Origin of the sequence: Cloacibacterium caeni (assembly GCF_907163125.1) — a bacterium.
GTDB lineage: Bacteria > Bacteroidota > Bacteroidia > Flavobacteriales > Weeksellaceae > Cloacibacterium > Cloacibacterium caeni_B.
The window spans coordinates 1,271,404-1,294,418 of the sequence record NZ_OU015319.1 but is presented as its reverse complement, the minus strand read 5'-3'; the positions used below and the strand labels follow the sequence as shown (position 1 = coordinate 1,294,418).

17 protein-coding genes are annotated in these 23,015 nt (G+C 32.1%); 12 read left to right on the top strand and 5 right to left on the bottom strand.

Translation table 11 applies throughout. The annotated features are described in order from the left end of the window. Positions 1–93 precede the first annotated feature (93 nt). The 3 genes from dnaA to KKQ79_RS05920 all read left to right on the top strand — a co-directional run bounded on the left by dnaA (position 94) and on the right by KKQ79_RS05920 (position 2,849). Positions 94–1,545, top strand: a complete 1,452-nt coding sequence (gene dnaA, locus KKQ79_RS05930) for a chromosomal replication initiator protein DnaA (RefSeq protein WP_213189350.1) — start codon at positions 94–96, stop codon at positions 1,543–1,545. A 97-nt stretch (positions 1,546–1,642) separates the two neighbouring features. Further along, positions 1,643–2,101, top strand: coding sequence for a low molecular weight protein-tyrosine-phosphatase (locus KKQ79_RS05925; RefSeq protein ID WP_213189349.1), 459 nt, complete (start codon positions 1,643–1,645; stop codon positions 2,099–2,101). A gap of 49 nt (positions 2,102–2,150) precedes the next feature. Further along, positions 2,151–2,849: an SAM-dependent methyltransferase gene (locus KKQ79_RS05920; protein ID WP_213189348.1), complete on the top strand. Its 699-nt coding sequence runs from the start codon at positions 2,151–2,153 to the stop codon at positions 2,847–2,849. 2 nt (positions 2,850–2,851) lie between these two features. On the opposite strand, the gene KKQ79_RS05915 is transcribed toward KKQ79_RS05920, so the two are convergent. Further along, positions 2,852–3,277, bottom strand: coding sequence for a hypothetical protein (locus KKQ79_RS05915; protein ID WP_213189347.1), 426 nt, complete (start codon positions 3,275–3,277; stop codon positions 2,852–2,854). A gap of 155 nt (positions 3,278–3,432) precedes the next feature. After that, positions 3,433–3,906 carry an Mpo1 family 2-hydroxy fatty acid dioxygenase gene (locus KKQ79_RS05910; protein WP_213189346.1) on the bottom strand — a complete coding sequence of 158 codons (474 nt, stop codon included), beginning with the start codon at positions 3,904–3,906 and terminating at the stop codon, positions 3,433–3,435. Between the two features lie 97 nt (positions 3,907–4,003). Between KKQ79_RS05910 and KKQ79_RS05905 the strand changes: the two genes are divergently transcribed. Continuing rightward, positions 4,004–4,642 carry a class I SAM-dependent methyltransferase gene (locus KKQ79_RS05905; RefSeq protein WP_213189345.1) on the top strand — a complete coding sequence of 213 codons (639 nt, stop codon included), beginning with the start codon at positions 4,004–4,006 and terminating at the stop codon, positions 4,640–4,642. On the opposite strand, the gene KKQ79_RS05900 is transcribed toward KKQ79_RS05905, so the two are convergent. The 3 genes from KKQ79_RS05900 to metG form a co-directional block, all read right to left on the bottom strand. Continuing rightward, positions 4,621–5,934 (bottom strand): IS1380 family transposase, encoded by a 1,314-nt coding sequence (locus tag KKQ79_RS05900; RefSeq protein ID WP_213188815.1) that lies wholly within the window; start codon positions 5,932–5,934, stop codon positions 4,621–4,623. The genes KKQ79_RS05905 and KKQ79_RS05900 overlap by 22 nt on opposite strands. A gap of 180 nt (positions 5,935–6,114) precedes the next feature. Then, the gene (locus KKQ79_RS05895) at positions 6,115–6,705 is read right to left on the bottom strand and encodes a hypothetical protein (protein WP_213189344.1); all 591 of its coding nucleotides are present in this window, start codon (positions 6,703–6,705) and stop codon (positions 6,115–6,117) included. A gap of 359 nt (positions 6,706–7,064) precedes the next feature. Continuing rightward, positions 7,065–9,098, bottom strand: a complete 2,034-nt coding sequence (gene metG / locus KKQ79_RS05890; RefSeq protein ID WP_213189343.1) for a methionine--tRNA ligase — start codon at positions 9,096–9,098, stop codon at positions 7,065–7,067. 362 nt (positions 9,099–9,460) lie between these two features. On the opposite strand from metG, the gene KKQ79_RS05885 reads away from it, so the two are divergent. The 8 genes from KKQ79_RS05885 (at position 9,461) to KKQ79_RS05850 (ending at position 22,911) form a co-directional block, all read left to right on the top strand. Continuing rightward, positions 9,461–12,292 carry a SusC/RagA family TonB-linked outer membrane protein gene (locus KKQ79_RS05885; protein ID WP_213189342.1) on the top strand — a complete coding sequence of 944 codons (2,832 nt, stop codon included), beginning with the start codon at positions 9,461–9,463 and terminating at the stop codon, positions 12,290–12,292. A 15-nt stretch (positions 12,293–12,307) separates the two neighbouring features. After that, positions 12,308–13,918, top strand: a complete 1,611-nt coding sequence (locus KKQ79_RS05880) for a RagB/SusD family nutrient uptake outer membrane protein (protein WP_213189341.1) — start codon at positions 12,308–12,310, stop codon at positions 13,916–13,918. Between the two features lie 18 nt (positions 13,919–13,936). Beyond that, complete coding sequence (locus tag KKQ79_RS05875) at positions 13,937–15,070, top strand: SusE domain-containing protein (RefSeq protein WP_284070057.1); 1,134 nt, start codon at positions 13,937–13,939, stop codon at positions 15,068–15,070. A gap of 27 nt (positions 15,071–15,097) precedes the next feature. After that, entirely contained in the window at positions 15,098–16,504 is a 1,407-nt protein-coding gene (locus KKQ79_RS05870; protein ID WP_213189339.1) for a SusE domain-containing protein, read from the top strand. A gap of 137 nt (positions 16,505–16,641) precedes the next feature. Next, on the top strand, positions 16,642–18,801 hold the full coding sequence (locus KKQ79_RS05865) for a glycoside hydrolase family 97 protein (protein ID WP_213189338.1): 2,160 nt from the start codon (positions 16,642–16,644) through the stop codon (positions 18,799–18,801). Positions 18,802–18,865: 64 nt separating this feature from the next. Then, positions 18,866–20,707 carry a glycoside hydrolase family 13 protein gene (locus tag KKQ79_RS05860; protein WP_213189337.1) on the top strand — a complete coding sequence of 614 codons (1,842 nt, stop codon included), beginning with the start codon at positions 18,866–18,868 and terminating at the stop codon, positions 20,705–20,707. A gap of 31 nt (positions 20,708–20,738) precedes the next feature. Further along, on the top strand, positions 20,739–22,061 hold the full coding sequence (locus KKQ79_RS05855; RefSeq protein ID WP_213189336.1) for an MFS transporter: 1,323 nt from the start codon (positions 20,739–20,741) through the stop codon (positions 22,059–22,061). A 127-nt stretch (positions 22,062–22,188) separates the two neighbouring features. Further along, complete coding sequence (locus tag KKQ79_RS05850) at positions 22,189–22,911, top strand: pirin family protein (RefSeq protein ID WP_213189335.1); 723 nt, start codon at positions 22,189–22,191, stop codon at positions 22,909–22,911. The last annotated feature ends 104 nt before the right edge of the window (positions 22,912–23,015 follow it).

Genomic DNA, 23,015 nt, shown 5'->3' with positions numbered 1-23,015 from the left:
GCAATACCCCAAAATTTTTTTAAGAAAAAATTATTTTTCATATTTGTCTTCCCGATAAAATTAATCAGACAAAACTGTTTAGCAGAGAAAAAAATGGATCAAAACTTAGGCTTGATTTGGGAGCGTTGTCTTAAATTTATGAGAGACAATTTGAGCGCTTCTGAGCATGAAGATGTAAAAAAACTAGAACACTCATTCGACTTATTGTTTGACAGAGTACAACCTGTGTCATTAATTAACCATAATCTTACATTGTTGGTTCCTTCTGACTTCTATAAAGAATATATAGAAGAAAATTACCTTTCTCTACTCTCTGCAGCTCTCAAAAAAAATATCGGAAAAGGAGTTAAATTGTGGTATTCTGTAATGGAAAATAAACCACAAGGATTAGAAAAACCCGCTACTCAAAATTATAAAGGGATTTCTGTACAAGCTCCGAAAGTTCAAGAGGTGCTTCCTACCACAGTTTCTAAAAGTTTAGTGAATCCTTTTGTAGTTCCAGGAATTAAAAAGGTAAACATAGATGCTAACCTTAACCCAAATTTATCATTTGATAATTTTGTGGAAGGGGAAAGCAATAAATTTGCATATACAGTTGCTAAAACCATTGCAAAAAGACCTGGCGCAACTTCTTTCAACCCATTATTTATTCATGGTGGAGTAGGTGTAGGAAAAACGCACTTAGCTCATGCAATTGGTTTAGATATTAAACAGAATCTTCCAGATAAAGTTGTTTTATATTTATCATCAGAAAAATTTATCCAGCAGTTTGTTTCTGCGGCCAAAGCTCAGAATAAAACAGATTTTGGTAATTTTTACCAAATGGTAGATGTTCTAATAATCGATGATATTCAGTTTCTTTCTGGTAAAGCTGCAACTCAGGATATGTTCTTCCACATTTTTGATCATTTACATCAAAACGGAAAACAAATTATCTTAACTTCTGATAAAGCTCCTGCGGATATTCAAGATATTCAAGAAAGAATTGTTTCTCGTTTTAAATGGGGATTGAGTGCAGAAGTAAAATCTCCAGATTTTGATACGAGAAAGAAAATTATCGTAGATAAACTTCACAGAGATGGTATCGTTTTAAAAGATGATATGGTAGATTTCTTGGCTGGAGAAGTAAAATCTAACGTGAGAGAACTGATTGGAGTGATTAATTCTGTGATTGCGCATTCTATGATTTCTAAATCAGATTTAAGTCTAGATTTATTAAAAGAAACCATCAATAAGATTGCGGCAAATCAAAAGAAAACCATCAATATTCCATACATTCAAGAAGTGGTTTGCGAATATTTCGGTATTCAGAGAGAGCAATTGCTGTCTAAAACCAGAAAAAGAGAAATTGCATTGCCTAGACAATTAGCGATGTATTTCGCGAAAGAATATACCAATGCTACTTTTACCAAAATTGGCGAAGAAATGGGCGGAAAAGACCATTCTACAGTAATGTATGCTTGTGAAACCATCAGAGATGTTTCTAAAATTGACAAAGAACTGAAGAAATATCTAAAAGAAATTAAAGATAAAATCTTTGAATAAAATTTAGGTCTTTGACCTATTGATAATAAAAATATTGAGGAATTTTTTAAATGTTAAGTTTGAAAAATTCCTTTTTTAATTAAATGAAGACTTACTTATGAAAATTTTAATGGTTTGCCTCGGAAATATATGCAGAAGTCCATTAGCAGAAGGAATTTTGCGTTCTAAAATTTCAGAAAAACATACGGTTGCAAGTGCAGGAACAATTTCTTTTCATCAAGGTTCACCTCCTGACAAACGTTCTACCAAAACTGCCCAAGAACATGGCGTAGATATTTCTCATCAAAGAGCTAATTACTTCACCGAAAAGCATTTAGAAGACTTTGATAAGATTTTCTGCATGGATTTAAAAAATTTAGAAGATGTATTGTCAAAAGCCAAATCTGAAGAACAGAGAAATAAAGTTTCCTTGATTATGGAAGAAGCTGGCGTTTTATCTGATGGAAAAATAGAAGTTCCAGATCCGTATTATGGCGATATGAGTGATTTCGAAAAGGTATATCAAATGTTAGATCAAGCTTGTGAAGCGATTGCTGAAAAGTACAACTTGAAGTAAATTTTCTAAAAATTGATTACTTTTATCTCTAATTAAATTTTTTTAAAACATGTTGTTTCTAATCCCAGCTTATTTATCCGAAGAATCTCCGATAGACTATTTTGCGCCATCGATTAAAGAATATATTCTTAAAACCGATTATTTTTTCGTGGAAAACGAAAAAACGGCCAGAAAAGTCATCAAATTTTTTGCACCAGAGAAAAAACAAAGTGATTTAAAGCTTTTTATTTTGGATAAATATTCTGAATCTAATGATTTAAAAGAAGCACAAAAACTCATGAAATCTGGTCAGGATTTCGGATTGCTTTCTGAAGCAGGATTGCCTTGTATTGCAGATCCTGGAAATTTGATGGTGAAATGGTGTCATGAGAATAATATTAAAGTTATTCCAATTAATGGGCCGAGTTCTATCATTTTAGCTTTAATTTCGAGTGGTTTTAATGGTCAAGAATTTACTTTTCACGGATATTTACCAATTGATAAGGAGCAAAAGAAAAAGCAGATTTTGTTTCTAGAAAATCAAGTTCAAAAGTCAGGATATTCTCAGATCTTTATGGAAACACCGTACAGAAATAATCAGCTTTTAGAAGATTTAATTAAATTTCTCAATCCTAATACGAAACTTTGCATCGCTGCAAATATCAATCATCCAACCGAAGAATTTATCAAAACCTTAAAAATCTCTGATTGGAAAAATAAAAAACCGGAACTTCATAAAATTCCGGCGGTATTTGTTTTGGGGAAATAAATTTATTTTTTCTTGTAAGTATAAGTGTATCCGTTGTTTGCATCGTCACTCCAAACTAAGTTCACTCCATCATTATTGATAATCATTTTATCAGGATAATTAGAAAAATCTATATATAATCTATCTAAATGTTCTAGATTAGAAACGTTTTTGTAAAGTGAAAAAGTCCCTTCATTGGTAACTGTTCCGTTAGTAGTAATGGTGTATTTTTTATCTGCGCCAAAGTTGAAAACTATATTATTTCCAGTAGAAGTAGGCGTTTCAGTAGTATTTCCAACTCCACCTATAGAAGAAACCCATTCCCAATTTCCTACTAAAGGTGTTACATCTTCTGTGTCATCTTCTCCTCTACAAGAAATCACAGAAAATAATGCGATGAATAAAACAATTAAAGGTTTAATTAGGAAGTTTTTTTGAGAATCTTTCATTTTTTAACTTTTTATATTTAAGACAAATTTAAATGTTTTTTTTGAAAAATTCTAAATGAAATTTATCATATTTCATTTATGTGATAAAATAATTTGTGATTTTTGCATTGTTTTGATTAGTTTGATTTCATTTATTTTTGTGAATAATTAATTGATTAATATTTTATTCCGATTTTCTTTAATATAAAATGTAAAAGCCAAATTGGTCCAACCAATAAAAACTGTAAATCCTTTAAGAAACTCGGTTTTTTACCTTCAATTTTATGACCGATGAACTGAAAAATCCATGTGATAACAAAAATGGAGAGATAAATAATCAAAGAATTTTCTTTAAAATGTACATTGATTGCATACGCAAAATGTTCCATTAAAAGCATTATTAAAAGCATGATTAAAGAAATTCTCCATGAAAGAGTAAAGTAAAAAATACTTACCAAAACAAGCGCAACAATACTGGCAATGCTGATGCAACCAAAATAAGGTGCACAAAAATGTGGCGCAGGAATAAGACTGATAAATCCTACTATAGTAAAGAAAATTAAAGGAACGCAAATCCAATGAATGAATTTATTCGTTTGGTTTTGATGACTTTCTGCGTATTCTGCGAAAAGTTGGTCTATTTTTCTCATATTTTTTAAATTTTATTAAAAGTAATAAATCCTTTTTAAAACCTGAATATTTTTTGAAATTTTAAATTATGTGATTCCTAATTAATATTTTTGCAAAATGAAAGACTTAATGGGACGCGCAATTTGGGATTATTATTACCAAGAAAATCCTGAAGATTTACAAACCGAAACTTCTATTTCTGAGTTGGATGATTTGCCAGTTTCTTATCTTTTCAGAGATTATCAAGAAATGAATGCTTTAGAAAAAAAAGCATTGGATTTGTCTTTTGGTAAGGTTCTAGATGTAGGTTCTGGAGCGGGTTCACATAGCCTTTATCTGCAAAATGAAAGAAAATTAGAAGTAACAGCACTAGATATTTCTCCGAAATCTATTGAAATTTGTAAAGCAAGAGGTGTAAAAAATGCCATATGCGAAGATTTGCTTCAATTTTCTGAAAAGAATTTTGATACCGTTTTGCTTTTGATGAATGGAACTGGAATTTTTCAAAGTTTAGAACACATTGACCAATACTTGCAAAAACTGAAAAGTTTAGTTGCTGAAAACGGACAAATTCTCTTAGATAGTACAGATATTTTGTATATGTATGACCAAGATGAAGATGGTGGAGTTCTGGTTCCTGCAACAGGTTTTTACGGAGAATTAGATTATTATTTGCATTACAAAGGAGAATCTGAAGAACCTATGAAATGGTTGTATTTAGATTTTAACCCAAATCACGCAGTTGAAATTTTTTGAGATAAGTCTATGGGGTAATCCCAAATTCCGACGAACCATTTTCTGCGTTTTTTGGTGAGTGCAATCTTCAGTTTGAGTGTGTCACCTACTTTTTCAAAATAAGCTCCAATAGCAAAGGTTCTATATCGTAGTGTAGATAATGTTTTCTGCGTTTTTTCCTGAAGAACAAACAGTCTGAAAATTGACATCAGATTATAAGCAATCATCGAAAATATAAGTGCAGCTTCTGTAGGGAAAAAGCCTTTAAGGTTAAAACTTTCGGCTCCAAAATCTGCCTTTAATTCCTTGATTCGATTCTCTGCATCGCCTCTGTTTCGGTACGTTCTCCAAACATCTGTTGCCGATTGTTCTTGGTTGGTAATATAGGCTGAATAGCGATAATTTCTATGGATTTCATCTTCCGGAAACAGGCTTAATATTCGGCCTGCCGCATTCGGCCGTTGTGCTATTTTTTGCCTTACAATGACTATCCTTCTTGGCTTTTCCCAGTTTTTTGCTTGATAATATTTGTCGCAAATTTCGATGCCCTCATCAACTTTTATCCAAAAATCTTGCTGGTCTATCAAGTGTTGAATGGGGTGAGTAAATTTTGCAGCGATGATGTATTGGAGTGTTTTTAATTCAAGATAATCCATAATGTCTTTCTGGAAAAAACCACTATCCAAACGAACTAATCCTACTTTCTTATCCCCAAAATTTAAGAGTGTTTCTTCTAAAAATCCTACAAAATTATTTGCCGAAGAAGTATTGCCGCTCCTGAGCCAAAAATTAGCGACCATCTTTACATCGTTCACAAATGCAATGATAGGATGATGGCTGTTTCTTCCTTTTTTCTTAGGATTGTAGCCTTTTTTTGCTCCCTCTTGCTCTCCGTATCGAGTAATTACAGATGAATCAATGTCTAACGTAAAATAATTGAGGTTCAAATTCTGAAAAAACCAACTGAAAAAATAATGCCCAACTTGCTGGTTGATGTGTTGTGTAAACTTGCCAAAATAGCGTTTATATGCGTCCTGAGCAGGGGTCTTTCGCCAGTCAAATATTTCCCCAAGAGCCTTATCTGCACGGGTAATTTCTGTGTGCAAAAAACGATTGGCACCACACCAAATACTCGTAATAAAAGATTCAAGCAAAACTTCTTTTTTATAAGAATTATTGGAAAGTGACACAGGTAAAGATTCGCATTTTTCAATTTGCTCTCTAAAGCCGATTTTGTCCAACATTTGCTTTAAAAACACCATGCCTCCCCAAGGCGTAATCTCTTTATTGGTAAAGGATAGCTCGAATTTCATCGCTTATTTTTTTCTACTGCTACGCAGTTGGATATTAGAATACTAAAATACTCTTTTTTTTCTATTGCGGAATTTGGGTTTAACACCTTAGAAAATGCAGCGATTGCTAATGGTTTTAAAATTCAAAAAATTGAACAACTAGAAGATTCTTATTTGGCTCAACTTACGTTAAAATAAGGTTTATTCTACATTCCAAAGTAGAAAATTGATGATGTCTATTCTTTTTCTTTGGTTTTCATCAAATAAATCTTGAAAAATTTCAAAACGATAAGGAATCGTTAATGCAAATTTATCACGATTAATTTCATCTGTGATTTTAGAAAGTTCTATATAGGTTTCGTTTGGAATTTGTTTGGCAATTTCTAGAAAAAGAGCATTGTATTTTTGTTTTTCTTCATCTGAGATTTTTTCATCAGATAAAAGATTTCCTCTGTTAAAGAAAACTGCGTTGATATCTGGATAAGATTCACCTAAAGACTTTAGAGTAATGGCTTTGTAAAGTTCATAGTCATTAGAAATTTTATTAATTATTTTTAACTCATTATTAATTTTAGCAAAATAATTTATACTTAATTTTTTTAAGTTTTGTTTCAATTCATATGATAAATTTAGACTTTTTCTTTTGTTAAGATAATTTGCTTTTAACTTATATTTTTGTTGCTGATAAAAATTAATTCTTCTATCAAAATTATTTAACAATAAATTTTGAGCTTTAAAATTCCCCAATCCAAAAAATAAAAAGCAGAGTAGAAGTGATTTTAAAAGTTTCATGGTAATACATTTAACTTTGTCAAAGATTCCTTTGCTTCGCAAAAACTTTGACAAAGTGTGATATCCAAAAATAAAAAAAGATTTCGGAAATATGAAAATTCTCGCTGATTTAGCAGATTTAGCTGATGATTGAGTTGCAATTAGCTGAAAAACAAAATTTGAAAATCTAAAATACAAAAAAAACTCTCACAGATTTAGCTGATTTAGCTGATGATTGCGTTGCAATTAACTGAAAAACAAAAATTTGAAAATTTAAAATAAAAAAAACTCGCAGATGAAGTGAAGTGTACAGAAAAATCTGCAAAATCAGCACAATCTGCGAGAGCATATTATAATCTTCCGACTTCTGTCTTCTGACTTTAGCCTATTTCGATTCCGTTTTCTACGGTTTCATCAGGCGTTACAAAACTCAATTTTCCGTCTGGTTTTGTCGTCAATAAAAGCATTCCTTGAGATTCTATTCCACGGATTTTTCTTGGAGCCAAATTCAATAAAATCATTACTTGTTTCCCAATGATTTCTTCTGGCGAAAAACTCTCTGCAATCCCCGAAACTACGGTTCTTACATCAACTCCGGTATCTACTTTTAGTTTTAATAATTTGTCTGCTTTTTCTACTTTTTCAGCTTCTAAAATAGTGGCAGTTCTTAAATCTATTTTGGTAAAATCGTCAAAAGTGATTTCTTCTTTCATGGGATTGGCTTTAGGATTGGTTTTTGCGTTAGAGATTTTGGTATTTTCTAATTTTTGAATTTGGAAATCAATGGTTTCGTCTTCAATTTTTGAGAAAAGTAGAGAACTTTCATTGATTGTGTGACCTGTTTTTACGAAAACTTTAGCTTTTTCCACTTCTTGCCAAGAAATTTTCTCAGTGTTAAACATTTTCAATAATTTTTCCGAAGAAAAAGGCATAAATGGTTCACATAATTGTGCTAAACCAACTGCAATTTGTGCTCCTACAAACAATGAGTTTGCTGCTTTTTCAGGATTATCTTTGATGGTTTTCCAAGGTTCTTCGGTTTGAAGATATTGATTTCCGAAACGTGCTAAATTCATTAAAGCTGAAAGAGCATTTCTGAATTCATATTTGCTTAGGTATTCATTAATTTCTTTTGCAGCTTTAGAAATTTCAGAAAGTTCTTCTGCGTTTTCATTTCCTGCAGGAATCACTCCATTATAATATTTGTGAATAAGAACCGCAACTCTATTGATGAAATTCCCAAAAATCCCTACCAATTCAGAGTTGTTTTTGGTTTGGAAATCTTTCCAAGTAAAATTGTTGTCCTTAGTTTCTGGAGCAGAAGAAATCAAAGCATAACGAAGAACATCTTGTTGACCTGGGAATTCTTCTACATATTCATGCGCCCAAACTGCCCAATTTCTAGAGGTAGAAATCTTGTCATTTTCAAGATTTAAAAATTCAAAAGCAGGAACATTAGTTGGCATAATGTATTTTCCGTGAGCCTTCATCATTGCAGGGAAAATAATACAGTGGAATACAATATTGTCTTTCCCGATAAAGTGAATTAAGTCTGAATCGTTTGATTGCCAATAATCTTTCCAATTTTTACCATTTTTTTCTGCCCATTCTTTGGTGAAAGAAATATAACCAATCGGCGCATCAAACCAAACGTAAAGCACTTTTCCTTCTGCATCAGGAAGTGGAACTTGTACACCCCAATTTAAATCTCTGGTCATTGCTCTAGGTTTCAAACCATCATTGAGCCAAGATTTTACTTGTCCATAAACATTAGGTTTCCAGTCGTCTTTATGTCCTTCAATAATCCACTCGTTTAAGAAATCTTCATATTCATTTAAAGGTAAATACCAGTTTTTGGTTTCTTTAAGTACAGGAATGTTTCCACTCAATGCAGATTTTGGATTAATTAATTCTGAAGGAGAGAGCGTAGAACCACATTTTTCGCATTGGTCACCATAAGCTCCATCATTTCCACATTTTGGGCAAGTTCCAACAATGTATCTGTCTGCCAAAAATTCGCCAGCTTGTTCATCATAATATTGTTCTGAGATTTCTTCAGTGAATTTTCCGTTTTCGTACATTTTCAAGAAAAAATCTTGAGAGGTTTTTTTGTGATTTTCTGATGAAGTTCTAGAATATTCATCAAATGAAATGCCTAAGTCTTCAAAAGATTTTTTTATGATTGCGTGATATTTATCTACAATATCTTGAGGGGTAACCCCTTCTTTTTTTGCTCTAATGGTAATAGGAATTCCGTGTTCATCTGAACCACAGATAAAAGCAACATCGCTTCCTAATCTTCTTTGGAAACGTGCGTAAACATCAGCAGGAATATATACTCCTGCTAAATGACCGATATGAACAGGGCCGTTTGCATAGGGTAATGCAGCGGTAATCATTTTTCTCTTCTGCATGGAAATTTTTTTGCAAAGATAAGGTTTTGTTTGCCTTTTTGGAAAATTTTGACTTCTTGGTTAATATTTTGGTAAAAATTTTCTTTCTTAACATTTGCTTAACATATCAAATTGTTAAACATTCGTTTGAAATATTGCGAAATCTTTCATTGTCTCATTGGTGAGATAATAAATGAAATTGAATTGATTTACAATGTTTTAGCTTTTAATTCGTACAAAACACACTGATTCTTATCATAAATAATTAACATTTTTTAGATAAATTTAATAAATATTTAAAAATTTCATAAATTAGCAGTGCATAATTGTAATAGAAATTATGCGATGTGAAAAATGAATATTAATCCTTAAATTTTATTTTTGTGAGAAACTATAGTAAAGTTTTAAAAATTGCTCCAGCTTTTTTATTGGCAGGAACAATTATGCTAGAAGCTCAACAAAGAGATTCAATCAAACAAAAAGACATTGAACAAGTTGTGCTAATTGGTTATGGTAGTAAAAAGAAAACCGATTTAACTGGTTCCGTAACTGCATTTGGTGAAAAAGATTTTAACAAAGGTGCGGTAGTTAATACACAACAAATGTTGCAAGGTAAAGCAGCAGGTGTTACCATAACAAATGATGGAGCTCCAGGTGGAGGTTCTACTGTAAGAATTAGAGGTTTATCATCTCTTAACGGTAATACTGATCCATTGTATGTAATTGATGGAGTTCCTATTACTAAAGACGGAACAGGAGGTGTAGGTAATCCTTTAAACTTAATTAATCCTAATGATATAGAATCAATTTCTGTATTAAAAGATGCATCAGCTACTGCTATTTATGGTATGAGAGCTTCTGCTGGTGTTGTTATTATTAAAACTAAAAGTGGATTATCAGGTAAGTGGAAATTTAATTATTCAGGAAATGTACAAATGAGTACATTAATGGATAAATTTGATGTTTATACTGGGACTGAGCTTTCTGAGATTGTTCAAACTAGTTTGCCAGATAAATATAATATTTTAGGTATAAATGATGCAGCAGGTAGCCAAGTATTATATAATACTGATTGGCAAGATCAAATTTTTCAAAAAGCTTGGGGTACCACTCAGGATATAAGTGCAAGAGGAAATGTTTTTGGCGGTAAATTGCCAATGAGAGTTTCTTTAGGGTACAATAATATTGATGGTATTCTTAAAACATCAAATTTTGAAAGATATAATGCAGGTGTCTCATTAACTCCAAAATTATTAAATGATAATTTATTGGTGACACTTAATGCAAAAGGTACTCAAACAAAATACAGATATGCAGATACTGGAGCTATAGGACAAGCAATTGCTATGGATCCTACAAAACCTGTAACATCTGATCTCCCATTATACGAAAATTATGGAGGTTTTGTACAATTTTTAGAAACTAGAAACGGACATGTTACTACACCTCAAAACGTAGGTTTGGTAAATCCTGTAGCAACTTTAGAAGGTAAAAAGAATTTAGCAGATGTAAAACAATTTATTGGAAATTCAGAATTTGAATATAAAATACCTTTTGTAAAAGGACTTAGTGCTGTTGCAAATCTTGGTTTAGAATATACAGAATCAGAAACTACTAATAATAATCAGGCTTACCTTACTGCTATTGATTCTGGTACTGGTAATCAAATAGCTTATGCAGATATTGCAAACCAAAGAAGAAATAATCAGTCATTAGATTTATATTTTAAATATAATAAAAGCGATTTCAAATCTGGGGTGATTACTAATTTAGGTTTTACTGGCGGTTATACTTACCAAAAACTAAGAAATGATGGTACTTACGCAAGGGATTTAAATGATCCTGTAAAAAGTGTTACCAATAAAGGTTTTTACAAAGATACAGGTGTTTTAATTTCATTTTTTGGAAGAGCTAATATGACATTTGTTGATAAATATTTATTAACGATTACAGCAAGACGCGAAGCTTCTTCTAGATTTAACGGAAGTGAACAAACTTGGGAAATTTTTCCTTCTGCAGCTTTTGCATGGCAAATGAAGAAAGAAGATTGGCTAAAAGATAATAATTTCTTTAGTGAGATGAAATTGCGTATGGGTTGGGGTGTAACTGGTAATCAAGATGTTGGAGGTTGGTACCCTACGGTTGCTGTTTATAATACAGTTAATAGTTCTTTTACAAATTATGTATTGTATCCTAATGGTAATAATACCTTACCTGCCTATATTGCTACAATGAATCCAAATAGTTATAATAAATCATTCAGTTGGGAAAAAACTACCCAATATAATACAGGTTTAGATTTTGGTATTTTAAGAAAAGTAACTGGTTCTGTAGATTATTGGAGAAAAGAAATTAATGATCTTTTATACAACTCATTTTTACCTGCAGGTGCTAATCTAGACAGTAAAGTAGATGGTAATATTGCATCTATGGATTCTCAAGGTATTGATGTAGATTTAAATGTTAAAGTTGTAAATACCAATAAAACTAAATTTGATGTTGGTTTTAATATGGGTTGGGTAGACATGGAAGTTAAGAAATTAAATTCTAGCGGTACAATAGATGACAAAATTGGACAATTAAATGGGTTGGTTGAAAATCCTTATGTTCAATCTCTAAGCGCAGGTAGAATACCATATGAGTATTATGTATATAAGCAAGTATATGATACAAATGGTAAACCATTAGAAGGTGTATTTGCAGATATAAATGGAGATGGTAAAATTACAGCAGATGATAAATATCTTACTGGTAAATCACCAATTGCAGATTTTACTTTTGGGTGGAATACTTTTTTACAAGTGGGGAAATTTGATTTAAGAACTGTATGGAGAGCAAGCGTAGGTAATTATGCATTTAACAACGTTAAAGCAAGATATGCAACATTGAAATTTATAGATTCTGATGGTTTTGGTGCTGTAAATAACACAATTAAATATTATGATCAAACAGGATTTGTAAATCCTCCTGGGCAAATTCAATTTGCCTCAGACTTATATTTAGAAGAAGCATCTTTTATGAAATTAGACAATGTAACTGCTGGTTATGTTTTTGATAATTTCTTAGGAACTAAAACAAAGTTTAGATTTTATGGTTCTGTTCAGAACGTGTTTACAATTACTGATTATTCAGGTTTAGATCCAGAAGTAGGTATTGATTGGAATTTATTTCCAAGATCAAGAACATTTACTTTTGGTGTAAACTTTGATTTTTAATTTAATTTAATAGAAATGAAAAATAAATTTTATAAAATATTTTTGCTTAGTGGGGTTTCATTACTTTCACTATCATGTGTTAATGATTTAGAGCAAGTGCCAGAAGATGGTAGAGTTACTGTAGAAGAACAGTTTGCCAATAATCCTTTCGGTACTTATGAATCTTTAAATGCAAAATTATATGCTCAATTAAGTCTTGCAGGACAAGGTGGACCTAATGGAGAAACTACTGATGCTTCTGATTTACAAGGCTTTGATGGAGGTAAATCTAATTATTTTAGAGTTTTGTGGAGTACACAAGAGTTAATTACTGATGAAGCTAAAAACAGCTGGGAAGGTGATGCAGGAATGATTGAATTATCTTCTGTTGACATTAATTCATCTAATGATGTTTTAAAAAATTTCTTTTATAGAATATTTACTTGCATTGCAAAAGACAATGAATTTATAAGAGAAGCTACAGATTCTAAGATAGAAGCTAGAAATCTTACTGATGCACAAAAAACTGAAGTTAAATTTTATAGAGCAGAGGCTAGATTCTTAAGAGCCCTACACTATTATCATGCAATAGATAATTTTGGAAATGTTCCTTTTATAGATGAATCTGATTTACCAGGTATTAAAGCACCAAGAGTAAAATCAAGAACTGAAGTTTTTAATTTTATTGAAAGCGAATTGAAAGAAATAATTCCATTATTAAGACCCGCAAGAAGTGTATATGGTAGAGCAGATAAAGCTGCTGCAGGTATGCTTTTAGCAAAACTTTATCTTAATGCTGGAGTTTATACTGGTACAACTAGATATGCAGATTGCAAAAAGGCTTTAGATGATTATGTTCTTAATGCGGGTTATACAATTGATAGTAATTTTGCAGATACATTTAAAGGTGACAATAATCTCTCAAATGAAATTATTTTCCCAATAATCTCAGATCCTAATCATTCACAATCTTATGGTAATATGACTTACTTGATTAATGCAGCAGGCATCGGTAAAACAGATAATATTGATTTACAACCTGCATTTTATTTAGGTTCTTCGGGACAATGGGGAGGTAATAAAACAACTAAAGAATTTATTTCATTGTTTTCTTCGACAGACAAAAGAGCAATGTTTGATAAAAGAGATGGTTTAATAGAATTTATTACCGATTTATCTAAAGATAGACAAGGCTATAGAATTACAAAATTTACGAATATTAGAAGAGATGGTAGTTATATTGCAGGAGGAAGTGGTAGTAATTTTGTGGATACCGATTTTCCAATGTTTAGACTGTCTGACGCTTATTTAATGGTTGCTGAATGTGCTTTAAATGGAGCAGGTAGTTTAGATGCTACAGTTCTTGGTAATTTGAATAAACTTAGACAAAGAGCTGGCGTTCCAGATGTTACAGCAGCGGCTATTAATTCTAAATTTTTGATAGATGAGAGAGGAAGAGAATTGTATTGGGAAGCTCATAGAAGACAAGACTTAATTAGATTTCATATGTTAGAAGGAAGTCAGTATGTTTGGAATTGGAAAGGATCTGTAAATGGTAGTGCTTTACCTAGTACAATTAATTTATATCCTATCCCTTATGATCAATTAGTTATGAATCCAAATTTGAAACAGAACCCAGGATATTAATCTTAAAGCATAATTAAAATGAATAAAAAAATATTTAATATAATAGCTTTTGCAATTATTGCCATAATAGGCTTAATTGCTTGTGATGATAGAAATGATACAATGATTGAGACTAAGCAAGCTCCAATTGTTGTAGATTTATCAACTGATAAAATAGTATTAGATAGTAATTTTCCTAAAAATCCTGCATTGTCAGTGTTTTGGGATGCTACTCAATATTCTGTGCCTACAGAAATTCAGTATAGAGTTGAAGCTTCTGCTGATAATAAATTCACAAAACCTTTTACATTAACAACTTTAAAAGAGTCTACTAGAACTTCTACTTTTACAGCAGAACAAATGAATACTGCTGCAGTTTCTATTGGATTAACACCTTATGTAGAAGGAACTATGTATATAAGAGTTATTTCTTATTTGGGAACTAACAATTCTATGGTTTCTACATCTAACATAACATCTGTTAAAATTACACCTTATAAGTTATCTTATCCTGATTTTTATATAGTAGGAGAAGCAAGTTATGTTGGTTGGAACGCTGGAAGTGCTCAGCTTTTTTATAAATCTGATAATTTTTCTACAATTTATACTTATCTAGAAAAAGATAAAAACTTTAGATTTTTAGGACAACAAGATTGGAATCCAACTAATTATAGTATTAATGCTGATGGTATAAAAGATGCTTATAAATATTTTAAGCAAGCTTCTTCTAATATCATTAAAGCAGCTGGGGATGATGAAAATATGAAGTTTACTGGCGATACAGGAATTTATAAAGTTACAATTGATGCAACTTCTGAAATTAAATCACTTACAGCAGTAGCTTCACCAATTTTTGGTTATGATTTTGCTGAGGTGTATTTAGTTGGTAATGTAGGAGGAAATGGTTGGGATGCAGCCAATGCACTTACTATGACTAAAGTTTCAACAGGAGTATATGAATTTGTAACAACATTAGTAGCTGATACAGAATTTAAAATTATTGGGCAAAAATCTTGGGGAAGTTTAGAATGGGGAGATATTTCTTCAACAGGAAATTCAGGGTTCCTTGCTCCAAAAGGAGATAATGGAAATATTAAATTTGTTGGTGATGGTTCTTCTTATAAGATTACGGTTAACTTGAAAGGAGGAATTTATACTATTAAAAAACAATAAAACTTTTTAACTATTAAGTTTATAAAAATGAAAAATATTTTAAGAATTTTATTTATAACAACACTCTTTTCATTCTTTTTACAGTCTTGTAGAGATGATAATGATGTTACTTGGACAACAAAGGCACCTTCATTTAAGTTGTATGATACTACTTTAGGAAGCAATGTTTTGTATCCTACTATGGAAAATAACCCTTTTCAATTAGTATGGGAGAAATTTGGAACTACTAATAAATATAATGTTGTTTTTTCTGATACTTCAGATTTTGCAAAGACAATAACATTAGCTAGTACAACTACAAATAATTATAAAACTACAATTGGGGAGTTGAATACTGCTTTATTGCAAGCAGGATATTCTCCTTATGCATCAAAGCAAATGTACTTACGAATTCAAACTGCTGGAACAGGAACGGATATTAGTGTTTCTAATACTATTGCCTTTACTGTTACTCCTTATCCAGTTTCTGTTCCTGTAATTACTTCTCCTTCATCAGGATCAAGTTTTATTTTAGATGGTAAAAATGCTCAAGGAATTGTAACTAAAGTTGTATGGGCAGATTATTCATCATATGGTGTAGATGTAAAATATTTAGTAGAAATAGCTTTATCTGGTACAGAAAATTTTATAGCTTCTGGTGAAGTAAATAATATAAAATTACTAGACTGGACAAATAAATCACTTAATGATGCTGTTCTAAAAGCTGGTGCTCAAGCAAATGTAGCAACAGATATTGATGTAAGAGTTACTGCTGTTACAAAAACTGTAACAGAAATAAAAAAAGTTTCAGATGTAGTAACAATTAAAGTAACACCTTATGTTGCGTTCAAAAATCTATTCTTCGTAGGTGATGCTACTGCTGCAGGTTGGAATACGAATAATAATAACCAAGCTCTTTACAGAGATGCATCAAATACCAATAAATTTTACTTCACAGGAAAATTTGGAACAAGTATGTTTAAGTTATTAGAAATCTTAGGAGACAATACATGGCAACCACAATGGGGGTTAAAAGGAGGAGTTGTTGCAAACAGTGATGGTGGTGAACCAGAACCATTTACAGTTTCTACTGCAGGATATTATACTTTTGAGGTAGATATTCTTGCTAAAACTTACTCTATTACTCCATATTCAGGAGCTATGACTACTTACAGTTCTATTGATATAGCAGGTAATTTAAACGGATGGAGTGGAAGCACTGTACTTACACAATCTAGTTTTGATCCTCACCAATGGTTTATTAAAGATTTAGTAGTGTCATCAAATGGTGAAGCTAAATTTAGAGCTAATGGTACTTGGGATATTAACTGGGGAGCTGCTGCAGAATTCTCTGGTCAAGGTACTCAAGGAGGTGCAAATATTCCTTTAAACGCAGGTACTTATGATGTTTATTTCAATGACATCGACGGAAGATATGTTTTCGTTAAAAAATAATTGATTATAAACAACTAAACCATATTAAAGCCGCATTTTTTGCGGCTTTTTTATGAAATAAAACATATATTTCATAGACTAAACAGTTGCTTTTTAGCCTTAGTTTTTTTACTTTTAAACCTTCAAAAAATTACGAAATGAAATACGCTAAATGGTGTTTTGCTCTGCTTTTTTCAAGTTCTATTTTTAATGCACAAACACTTAAATCTCCTAACGGAAATTTCGAAATGAATTTCCAACTGAAAAATGGAGTTCCTTATTATCATCTGAATTATAAAGGAAAAACAGTCATAGAAGATTCTAAACTAGGTCTTCGATTGCTTAAAGATAATACCATCGCTTTTGATAATGTCAATAAACTTCCAGATGGTAAAAATCTCAATTCTGACTTCGAAAAAATTGCAGAAAGCAGAGATTCTAAAAACGAAAATTGGGCTCCCGTTCTTGGAGAAAAAAAATATTATACCAATCATTACAACGAACTTTCGGTTACATTGAATCAACCCAATGAAGACCGAAAAATCATCGTTAAGTTCAGACTTTTTAATGATGGTTTAGGTTTCAGATATGAGTTTCCTCAACAGAAAAATCTTAATTATTTCGTTGTAAAAGAAGAAGATACTGAATTTAATTTTCCTTATGATTTAAAATCTTGGTGGGTTCCTGCAGATTATGACACCCAGGAATATAAACCTACAACCAGTTTGGTTTCTCAGATTTCTACAAAATGGGAAAGCAGTTTTGATAGTAACGCATCTCAAACTTTGGTTAAAAATGCGGTTCAATCACCTCTTATGTTAAAAAAAGAGGTTTCTGGTAAAGAAAAACCACTGTACATAAACCTTGCAGAAGCTGCTGTAATCAATTATCCCGCTTCTCAACTTGAAGTAAATTCAGAAAATTTTGATTTCAAAACCCATCTTACTCCAGATGCTCAAGGTGCAAAAGGTTATATGCAAACTCCTGCAGTAACACCATGGAGAACCGTAATCGTTTCAGAAAAAGCAGAAGAAGTGCTAGATTCTAAAATGATTTTTAACTTAAATGAACCAACGAAATATACGGATACTTCTTGGATTCATCCAGTGAAATATATTGGAGTTTGGTGGCAAATGTTCGTTCCAAACCGTGGAACTTGGAATTATACCAATATCGATAATGTACATCTTGGCGTAACAGATTATTCTAAAACGAAACCAAACGGAACACACGCTGCGAATAATGATAATGTAAAAAAATACATCGATTTCGCTTCTAAACATGGCTTTGATGCTGTTTTGGTAGAGGGTTGGAACGAAGGTTGGGAAGATTGGTTCGGAAAATCGAAAGAATTTGTTTTTGATTTTATTACACCTTATCCAGATTTTGATATTAAAATGCTCAATGAATACGCACATTCTAAAAATGTGAAACTCATAATGCACCATGAAACATCTGCTTCAGCAACCAATTACGAAAGATGGCTTGATCCAGCTTTTAAATTGATGAAAGAACATGGTTATGACGCGGTGAAAACGGGTTACGTAGGAAATATTATTCCTAGAGGAGAACATCACTATTCTCAGTGGATGATTAACCATTATCAAAGAGTAGTAGACAAAGCTGCAGAATATAAAATCATGGTTAATTCTCACGAAAGTGTTCGTCCTAGTGGTTTAAGCAGAACTTATCCGAATTGGATTGCTGCAGAAGCTGCTCGTGGAACAGAGTTCGAAGCAATGGGAGGAAACAATCCAGACCATACTACCATTTTGCCATTTACAAGATTTATGGGTGGACCAATGGATTACACTCCAGGAATTTTCCAAACACAATACAATTATTATGATGCTAACAGTAAAAATTTTGCCAATACTACTTTAGCTAAACAATTAGGATTATATGTGGTGATGTATTCTCCACTTCAGATGGCTTGTGATTTACCAGAAAACTACGAAAGACATTTAGATGCTTTCCAGTTCATCAAAGATGTAGCGGTAGATTGGGATGATACCAAAATTTTATCAGCCGAACCAGGGGATTATATTCACACTGCTAGAAAAGCGAAAGGTTCAGAAAATTGGTTTGTAGGAGGTGTTACAGACGAATATGCTAGAGATTTCACTGTAGATTTTTCTTTCTTAGAAAAAGGAAAAAAATATGAAGCTATTATTTACGAAGATGGTAAAAATGCTGATTACGAAAAAAATCCGCAAGCTTATCATATTTACAAAAAAGTAGTAACCAATGGTTCTAAAATTAAGGTTCACCTTGCAAGAAGTGGTGGTTATGCTATTTCTTTAAAGCCAATTAAATAGAGACGGGCTTTAGCCCGTCTAATAATAAAAAAATATAATTGGCTTTAGCCAAAACTTATAAAAAATGAAAAAACTAACATTTTTATTTCTGTTCATCACAACATTTTCCTTTGCTCAATTCCAAAGAGTAGAACCTGCTTTTTGGTGGAAAGGAATGAAGAATCCTGAGCTTCAGATTTTGTTATATGGCAAAAATATTGCCCAACAAAACATAGAACTTTCAGATGGAATTCAGATTAAGGATTTAACGAAGGTAGAAAATCCTAATTATGTGTTTATCACCATTAATACTAATGAAATTAACACGCCTAAATTCAAAATTTTCCTTAAAAACGGTAAGAAAACCATCAGTACATATCAGTATGAATTGAAGGAAAGAACGCCTAATTCATCTGCGCGAGAATCTTATACTTCTAAAGATGTTTTCTACCTGATTATGCCAGATCGTTTTGCCAATGGCGATGAAAAAAATGATTCTAACAAAGCTCTCATCGAAAAAGCAGACAGAAAAAGCGAAGGAGGAAGACATGGTGGTGATTTAAGAGGAATTATCAATAATCTGGATTATCTTAAAAATCTTGGAGTGACTACACTTTGGCTTACTCCAGTTTGTGAAGACAATGAAAAAGCGTATACGTATCATGGTTATGCACAGACTGATTTGTACAAAATAGATGCGAGATACGGAACCAATGAAGAATACCGTGAACTTTCTACTGAACTCAAAAAAAGAGACATGAAATTGGTGAAAGATTACGTGACCAATCACTGGGGAGTTTCGCATTGGTTGATTCAGGATTTGCCTACTAAAGATTGGATTCATTGGTTTGAAGATGGAAAGAATGGTTTCAAACGTTCTAACTACAGAACCAATTCTCAAATGAATCCTTATGCTGCTGATGTTGATAAAAAAGTCGCTTTAGATGGTTGGTTTGATACCACAATGCCTGATCTTAACCAAAGCAATCCATTGGTTTTAAAATATTTAATTCAAAATGCAATTTGGTGGATTGAATATGCGCAGTTAGACGGTTATAGAGTAGACACTTATCCTTATAACGACAAAGATGGAATGGCAAAATGGTGTAAAGCGATTACAGATGAATATCCTAACTTCAATATTGTAGGCGAAACTTGGATGTATGACCCAGCTCAAATCGCTTTCTGGCAAAAAGATTCTAAAGTAGGCGAAATAGAAAATTACAATTCTAATTTGCCATCGGTAATGGATTTTATGTTGTATGAAAATCTTCCAAAAGCTTTACAAGAAGAAGAAAATTGGGACAAAGGTATGATTAGACTTTACAATTCTTTTGCCAGTGATTTCTTATTTCCAAATCCTAAAAACATGATGGTTTTCTTCGAAAATCATGATACTCCTAGAATCAATGAAATGTTCAACGGAAATCCTGCTTATTACAAATTGGCATTAACGATTGTTTCTACCATTAGAGGAATTCCGCAATTGTATTATGGTTCAGAAATAGGAATGCGTGGTGATAAAAACAAAGGAGACGCAGACATCAGAAGAGATTTCCCTGGAGGTTGGAAAGGTGATGCTCAAAATGCTTTTGTTTCTAGAACACCAGAGCAAAATGAGTTTTTTGATTATACCCAAAAATTATTAAACTGGAGAAAGTCTAAAGATGTTATCCACAATGGGAAAACCAAAAACTTTTCGCCAGAGAAAAATGTTTACGTTTATTTCCGTTATAATGATGAGGAAAAAGTAATGGTAGTGATCAACAGCAGTGATAAAGAACAAACCATCGAAATGAATAGATTCCAAGAAATGGTTCCTTCTAGTTTTACAGCAAAAGACGTAATGAAAGATGCTACGGTTCAAATTAAAAATTTGTTAACTATTCCTGCAAAATCTTCTTTGATTTTAGAAATAAATAAGTAAATTCGTTAAAAACAAATAAAAATTATAGTATATGAGTAATACACAGAAAAAACCACTCTTGTCTTTCTGGCAAATCTGGAACATAAGTTTTGGTTTTTTGGGAGTGCAAATTGGTTATTCTCTTCAGAACGCCAATACCAGTAGAATTCTTTCGGCAATCGGTGCAGATGTACATCATTTAAGCTATTTTTGGTTAGCAGCTCCTCTTGCAGGACTTTTTGTACAACCTATTGTAGGTCTTTCTAGTGATAAAACTTGGACGAGATTAGGTCGTAGAATTCCATTTATTTTAGGTGGAGCAATTGTTTCTGCATTGGCAATGTTTTTTATGCCAAATTCTGAACATTTCGCACAATTATTTCCTGCCGTTTTCTTCGGAGCGATGATGCTACTTTTCATGGACGTTTCTTTTAACGTTACCATGCAACCATTCCGTGCTTTGGTAAGTGATATGGTAGACGAATCTCAAAGAAATAAGGGATATTCTATCCAAAGTTTTTTAATTAATGTAGGAGCTGTTTTCGGTTCACTTTTACCATTTTTATTGACATGGTGGGGAATTGCAAACGAACCAGAAGCTGGTCAAAAAGTTGCACCTACTGTAATTTGGTCTTTCTATATTGGTGGAGCAGTTTTATTGGCTTCGGTTTTATGGACTTCTTTTAGAACGAAAGAATATCCGCCAGAAGAATACGCGAAATACAATAATTTAGAAGAAAAAGAAAACGAAAATCCAGAAAAAGTAAGTTTCTTTACTTTGATTAAAAATGTACCAAACGCCATGAAACAATTGGCTGTTACACAGTTTTTTTCTTGGTTTGCTTTGTTTTTAATGTGGGTTTACACTACTCAAGGAATTGCTCAAAATATTTGGGGAACGACAGATGCTACCTCTAATGCTTTTAACGAAGCAGGAAACTGGACTGGTGTAATCTTTGCCGCTTATAGTGTTTTTGCCGCTCTATTTTCTTTAGTGATTACTCCATTAGCAAATAAATACGGAAGAAGAAATGTTTATGTTGTTTCTTTAATTTTAGGTGGTCTTGGTTTGTTATCTATTATGTTTATCAAAGACAAAAACCTATTATTCTTACCAATGATTGGAGTAGGTATAGCTTGGGCAGCTATTTTAGCATTGCCTTATGCCATTTTATCTTCTAAACTTCCAGCAAAACAAACAGGAGTTTACATGGGAATTTTTAATGCTACCATTACTATTCCACAGATTGCTGCTGGTTTATTAGGTGGAGTTTTACTTTCTGCTTTAGGCGGAACAGCTATTAACATGGTTGCTTTAGCAGGTGTTTCTATGGCGGTTGCAGGAATTGCAGCGCTTTTAGTCATTAAAGAATAATCTTCTCAAAATATTCACTTCATAATCCACCAAATTTTGGTGGATTTTTTTATTATCTTACATCAATGACTTCTGCTTTTGATTAGGCTAACTTTGCAGTATTAAATTGATAAATAATTATCTACATATGAAAACAATATTACATAAAGCAAGCGAAAGAGGATTTCAAAATCACGGTTGGTTAGTTGCCAATCACAGTTTTTCTTTTGCAAATTATTACAATCCAGACAAAGTGCATTTCGGAAATTTAAGAGTTCTCAATGACGATTTTGTAGAAAAAGGAATGGGTTTTGGGATGCATCCACATGCAAATATGGAAATTGTGACCATTCCATTAAGTGGAGAGTTGCATCACCGTGATTCTATGGGGAATTTTGGAGCAATTAAAAAAGGCGAAATTCAAGTGATGAGTGCAGGAACAGGAATTCAACACAGTGAATTTAACGGAAGTAAAGAACAACCCGTAACTTTATTGCAAATTTGGGTCATTCCTAATAAAATGGGAGTAGAACCAAGATACGACCAATTGAAAATTTCTGACAATGCAGTAGAGAATGAATTTCAACAGATTGTTTCTCCTAATCCTAATGATGAAGGAAGTTGGATTCACCAGGATGCTTGGTTTCACTTAGGAAATTTCACCGAAAAATCTTCTAGAACTTATCAAGTTAAAAAAGAAGGAAATGGAGTTTACGTTTTCGTTATTTCAGGAAGTGTGAAAATAGCCGAAAATACTCTTGGGCAAAGAGATGCTTTAGGAATTACAGAAACAGAACATTTTGATTTAGAAATAGATAAGGATTCTGAAATTTTATTGATTGAAGTTCCAATGGAATTGCCCAAAATCTAAAAATTAAGTTAAAATTGAAGAGCAATGAAGAAAAAATATTTTTTCTGTTGCTTTTTGTCAATAAAAAATATAATTTTGCGAAATCAAATTCCAAACAAATTGAA